General features: G+C 55.4%; 6 protein-coding genes. 5 read left to right on the forward strand and 1 reads right to left on the reverse strand.

The features are described 5' to 3' along the window. Positions 1-77 precede the first annotated feature (77 nt). From B3Z49_RS06655 to modC, 5 genes are all read left to right on the forward strand, one after another. Positions 78-767 (forward strand): exonuclease domain-containing protein, encoded by a 690-nt coding sequence (locus B3Z49_RS06655; protein ID WP_063088810.1) that lies wholly within the window; start codon positions 78-80, stop codon positions 765-767. Between the two features lie 62 nt (positions 768-829). Then, positions 830-1,348 (forward strand): hypothetical protein, encoded by a 519-nt coding sequence (locus tag B3Z49_RS06660; protein ID WP_296989183.1) that lies wholly within the window; start codon positions 830-832, stop codon positions 1,346-1,348. A gap of 150 nt (positions 1,349-1,498) precedes the next feature. Beyond that, the gene (gene modA / locus B3Z49_RS06665; RefSeq protein ID WP_296989185.1) at positions 1,499-2,299 is read left to right on the forward strand and encodes a molybdate ABC transporter substrate-binding protein; all 801 of its coding nucleotides are present in this window, start codon (positions 1,499-1,501) and stop codon (positions 2,297-2,299) included. After that, positions 2,296-2,988: a molybdate ABC transporter permease subunit gene (gene modB / locus B3Z49_RS06670; protein WP_082923528.1), complete on the forward strand. Its 693-nt coding sequence runs from the start codon at positions 2,296-2,298 to the stop codon at positions 2,986-2,988. Before modA ends, modB begins: the two co-directional genes overlap by 4 nt. Next, positions 2,985-4,115 carry a molybdenum ABC transporter ATP-binding protein gene (modC, locus tag B3Z49_RS06675; protein WP_296989189.1) on the forward strand — a complete coding sequence of 377 codons (1,131 nt, stop codon included), beginning with the start codon at positions 2,985-2,987 and terminating at the stop codon, positions 4,113-4,115. Before modB ends, modC begins: the two co-directional genes overlap by 4 nt. 63 nt (positions 4,116-4,178) lie before the next feature. Here modC and B3Z49_RS06680 read toward each other — a convergent pair. After that, a partial coding sequence (locus B3Z49_RS06680) for an urea carboxylase-associated family protein (RefSeq protein ID WP_296989192.1) occupies positions 4,179-4,853 on the reverse strand: 675 nt, incomplete at its 5' end.

The raw sequence follows: 4,853 nt of genomic DNA on the forward strand, positions 1-4,853 counted from the left end.
AAGGATGCGTTCTCGGTGATCAAGAACCTTCAGGGCGCGCTTGAGCACGCCTTTGGCAAAAGCGGGACGTAAGCCATATGGGATTGCGCCAGAAAATCCTCGACAGTCGGCTGTATCGTGACTTCATCCAGCGCAAGGCAACCGGGCCTTTGCGGACCTATTACGATGTTCCGCCGGCCGATCCTGAAAGATCCGTGATGGAAACCGAATTCATCGCTCTTGATTTGGAAACCACCGGCCTTGATCCCAAAAAGGACGAAATCGTCAGCCTCGGCTGGGTGATTATCCGTCAGCTTTCGGTCGATTTTTCAAGCTGCGAACATATTCTGGTGCGGCCAACCAAGGAGCTCAGCGAAAGCTCGGTCGTCGTCCACCGGATCTTTGACAGCGATGTCGCCGATGCCCCAAGCATTGAAGCAGCCCTTGAGCATCTTTTGCCTCAGATGGCTGGCCGGGTTCTGTTATCCCACCATGCGCCGATTGAACTGGGCTTCCTTGGCCAGGCCTGCAAACAGTTCTTTGGCGCGCCGCTGCAAATCCCGACGGTCGACACCCTGGTTCTGGCTCTGCGTGACATCCGGCGCAGCGGTGAAACCATGAAATCCGGGGCGCTCAGGCTTGATACATTGCGCCGAAATCATAACCTGCCCCCTTTCCGGGCGCATAACGCATTGTCTGACGCGATTGCCGCGTCGGGCCTGTTTCTGGCCCAGATCGCCAAACGTGATCCGAAAGGCGAACTTGAGCTCGACCGGATACTGCGCTAATCGGTTATCAGGGCTCAAAAATGCCCCACCAATAATAACAGCAGATCGGGAGCCACCAGCCTATGTACGTCTTTATCTTTTCAACCGTTGTTATCGGGTTTGCGTCGGCTGGCGTGGTCATGTTGCTGTTCCGGCTTTGGGGCCGCAAGGCACCGAAATATGTCATTCCGCTCGTCGCAGCGATTGCGATGTTTGGCTACATGATCTGGGACGAATACACATGGTTTGATCGCTACGAGGCCCATCTGCCTCAGACCATCAGCGTCATTCAGACCTTTACTGACGAAAACATTTTCGCGCCCTGGACACTGGTTTCCGCACCGACCAACCGCTTTACGGCAATTGATCGCGAAAAACTGGTATCCAATCCCCAAAACCCCGATGAAAAGCGCGTCATGACCCTGCTGCTGCGCAAGGGCGGCGAAACCCTTGCCCTGACCCATCTTGTTGATTGTGCGCAAGGACGGCGTGGCTATATCACACCCGATACATCACTCGACAGCAACGGTTTCCCGACCGCGATGAATGAATGGTTTGATATGGATGCCGACGACCCCCTGCGCGCGGCGGTCTGTTCCTGAACACCGTTTCAATCGGGAAATCGGACAACCTTTGGCCCGCCCTGTGGCGGGCCTTGTCATGTGTGGCAACAAAACTGATTTCGGCTATAGTGATGCAAACGCGCCCTTTTTCTTAAGTTACGGGTCCCTATGCCCCATTTTCGATCCCCATTGCCATCCGCAGTCGCCTTCTTTGTGATCGCGGTCGTTTTTTTCGGCAGCATCTCAACGGCGGCCCGTGCGCGCGATATCACTGTCTTTGCCGCTGCGAGCCTGACCAACGCCATTGAAACTGCGGCCGCCACCTATGAAAAGGACACGGGTGATACAATACGCCTGTCCTTGGCAAGTTCTTCGACACTGGCGCGCCAGATTGCCGCAGGGGCACCCGCAGATGTCTTTATCTCTGCCAACGAAAAATGGATGACCTGGTTAACTGATCAGGGCCTGCTTGTCCCCGGCAGCCGTCATGACCTGCTGACAAACCGTCTGGTTATTGTCGCACCCAAAGTTAGCAATATTAACCCGATAAAAATCACCAACACATCAGACCTGACAAAATTGATCGGCCCCAATGATCGCATTGCAGTCGGCGACCCGGATCACGTGCCGGCCGGTATTTATGCCAAACAGGCACTGACATCTTTGGGGCAATGGGAAACAGTTGCACCAAGACTTGCACGTACTGACAATGTTCGTGCGGCCTTGGCGCTGGTTGAACGGGGCGAAGCACCGATTGGCATCGTCTATCAAACTGACGCCGGTATTTCCGATAACGTCAAAATCATCGGCACCTTCCCCGAAAACAGTCACCCGGTCATTACCTATCCTGTTGCCCTGACGGGTGATCCGTCCGAAAACAAAGCCACGAAATTCCTGCTATGGCTTTTGGGGGATGACGCGGGCCGTATTTTTGCCGACTATGGCTTTGAACCCGTTGCAACAACGCAAGCCAACGTGCCCGGAAAATGATCAGCTTGACCCCCGCCGAAATAGAGGCACTTCTGCTAAGCTTGCGCATCTCAGGCGTTGCTGTTGCTTGTGCGCTTCCCTTTGCGATCATTGTCGCAACTGCGCTTGCCCTTGGTCGGTTTCCCGGGCGCTTTATTCTTGATGCGATTGTGCATCTACCGCTGATCCTTCCGCCCGTTGTGATGGGCTATTTATTATTGATCGCGATGGGTACCCGCGCACCCTTGGGCGCTTGGCTGTACGAGACCTTTGAACTGCGCTTTGTCTTTAGCTGGACGGGTGCGGCACTGGCATCGGCGATCGTAAGCTTCCCTTTTCAGGTCCGCGCCATTCGACTGAGCTTGGAAAACGTCAATCCCGGTCTTTATCAGGCTGCCGAAACCCTTGGCGCCGGGCCGATTGACCGGTTCTTTTCGCTGACACTGCCCTTGGCACTTCCCGGTATCATTGCCGGTGCCATCACGGCCTTTGCCGCGAGCCTCGGCGAATTTGGTGCGATCATCACGTTCGTCTCGAACATCCCCGGTGAAACCCGCACCCTTCCATTGGCGATCTATACGGCGATCCAGACACCGGGCGGCGAACTGGCCGCGGCGCGCTTGGCCGCCCTGTCGATCGGCTTGGCCTTTGCCGGGTTGCTTCTGTCTGAATTGGCGCTCCGTCGTATTCGCAAGAGGGCCGCTTCATGAGCATCGGTGTTAATGTTGAACGCGACCTCAAGACTTTCAGGCTTTCCGCCGAGTTCAATATTCCTGAACCGGGGATAACCGCCCTGTTTGGCCCCTCTGGCAGTGGCAAGACGACACTTGTTAACATGATTGCCGGTTTGGTCCGCCCGGATCGCGGCCATATCCAGATCAACGATCATGTACTTTTTGAACATTCGCGTGGCATCAACCTTCCGGTTCGCAAGCGTCGGGTTGGCTGCGTATTTCAGGATAATCGCCTGTTCCCGCACAAATCGGTGCGCGACAACCTGTTTTACGGGGCGCGCCGCAATCTCCACAAACTGCCACAGGACGAACAACAGGCCATCCTCGAGATGCTTGATATCTGGGATCTGATGGATCGTCGCCCCAACCTTCTGTCTGGCGGGGAAAAGCAACGGGTGGCACTTGGGCGTGCGCTTTTGTCCAATCCGGATGTATTGCTGCTTGATGAGCCGCTTTCGGCCCTTGACCACGCACGCAAGCAGGAAATCCTGCCGTATCTCGAATGGTTGCGCGACCACAGGAAGATACCGATCCTGTATGTCACTCATGCGATTGACGAGGTCGCCCGCCTTGCCGACCACATGGTGATCATTGATCAGGGCAAGACACTTGCGACCGGTTCGGTATTTGACATGCTGGGCCGCACGGACTTGGCGCCGCTGGCCGGGCGCTTTGATGCCGGAACGGTTCTGGCCGCCCGGATTGTCAGTCGTGATCCCAAGGCAGAGGTCAGCTTCCTTGAATGTGGCGGGCAACGACTTGTCGTGCCCTATCTCGGCCGTCCGAAAAGTGATCGTGTCCGACTGCATATTCGTGCCCGTGATGTCATGATTGCCCGCACCCCGCCCCACGATATCAGTGCGAACAACATCATTCCCGTCACCATCACCAAAATCAGTAACGAGCCCGGTGACACCATCGATGTGACCATGTGCTTTGGTCAGGATGCGGACGCCACCCTTCTGGCGGAAACCAGTGGCCGCCCCAAAATTCATGCCCGCATCACGAAATGGTCGGGATCACGCTTAAAACTGCAACCCCATCAAAAGGTCTTTGCCGTGATCAAGTCGGTCACGGTCAATGGGCAGTTACGCGATGGCTAAAGCTGACACACCAGAAAACCGCAAACCCCCGTCGGTATCTTCGACGGGGGTTTGTTTTAAGGCTTAAGGGTGCTGATACGCACTGGGTGCTGGCCAATCCCATTTATCCTGCAAGGCCGGATCGGTTTCATAGATCTCGACCTTAAGCGGATAACAGGCGGCCTCATCACTTGAATGGCCGGTGCTGCAATCCCCGCCCGGACAGGTCGACAGATTGCCCAGCAATTCAATCTCGGCAAACATTTCAAGATAGTCCCCCGGGCGTACCGGGCTTGCCTTCATGAAATACTGATGGGTGTCCTTGGTAAAGCCGGTGCACATGAAGACATTCAACACATCATGCACATAGTGATCGGCTTCCTGCATCGACATGCCGGTCTCATCACTAAAAGCCCGGCACAGGTTGGAATGGCAGCAATGGTGATAATCATTGCCTGACAACAAGCGGTTGGTAAACGGATCGCAGCGCGTGCCGATCACATCATGCACACTGCCGCCATCCTCATCAAAGCCATACCAGTCCAGCGTATCATCGCTGATCAACGCCATCGAACGCAGATAGGGCATGTTGGACCACAAACGGTCGCCTGTGGTCAGGTGGGTCCGATGCAGGGCACGGGTCTTGCCGCTGAAAAATCGTTCCTTCAGGTCATTGGCATTCCAAAGGTTCAAATCACCGACTTGCGGTCCATCGACACTGACAATGCGGAAAAAGTATCCCTTGGGCACATGAAACGT

Origin of the sequence: Thalassospira sp. UBA1131 (assembly GCF_002311515.1) — a bacterium.
In the GTDB taxonomy this organism is placed as follows: Bacteria; Pseudomonadota; Alphaproteobacteria; order Rhodospirillales; family Thalassospiraceae; genus Thalassospira.

Coding starts and splice junctions, on each gene's coding strand:
- B3Z49_RS06655 (WP_063088810.1), top strand. CDS start 78: ATGGGATTGCGCCAGAAAATCCTCGACAGTCGGCTGTATCGTGACTTC.
- B3Z49_RS06660 (WP_296989183.1), top strand. CDS start 830: ATGTACGTCTTTATCTTTTCAACCGTTGTTATCGGGTTTGCGTCGGCT.
- modB (WP_082923528.1), top strand. CDS start 2,296: ATGATCAGCTTGACCCCCGCCGAAATAGAGGCACTTCTGCTAAGCTTG.
- modC (WP_296989189.1), top strand. CDS start 2,985: ATGAGCATCGGTGTTAATGTTGAACGCGACCTCAAGACTTTCAGGCTT.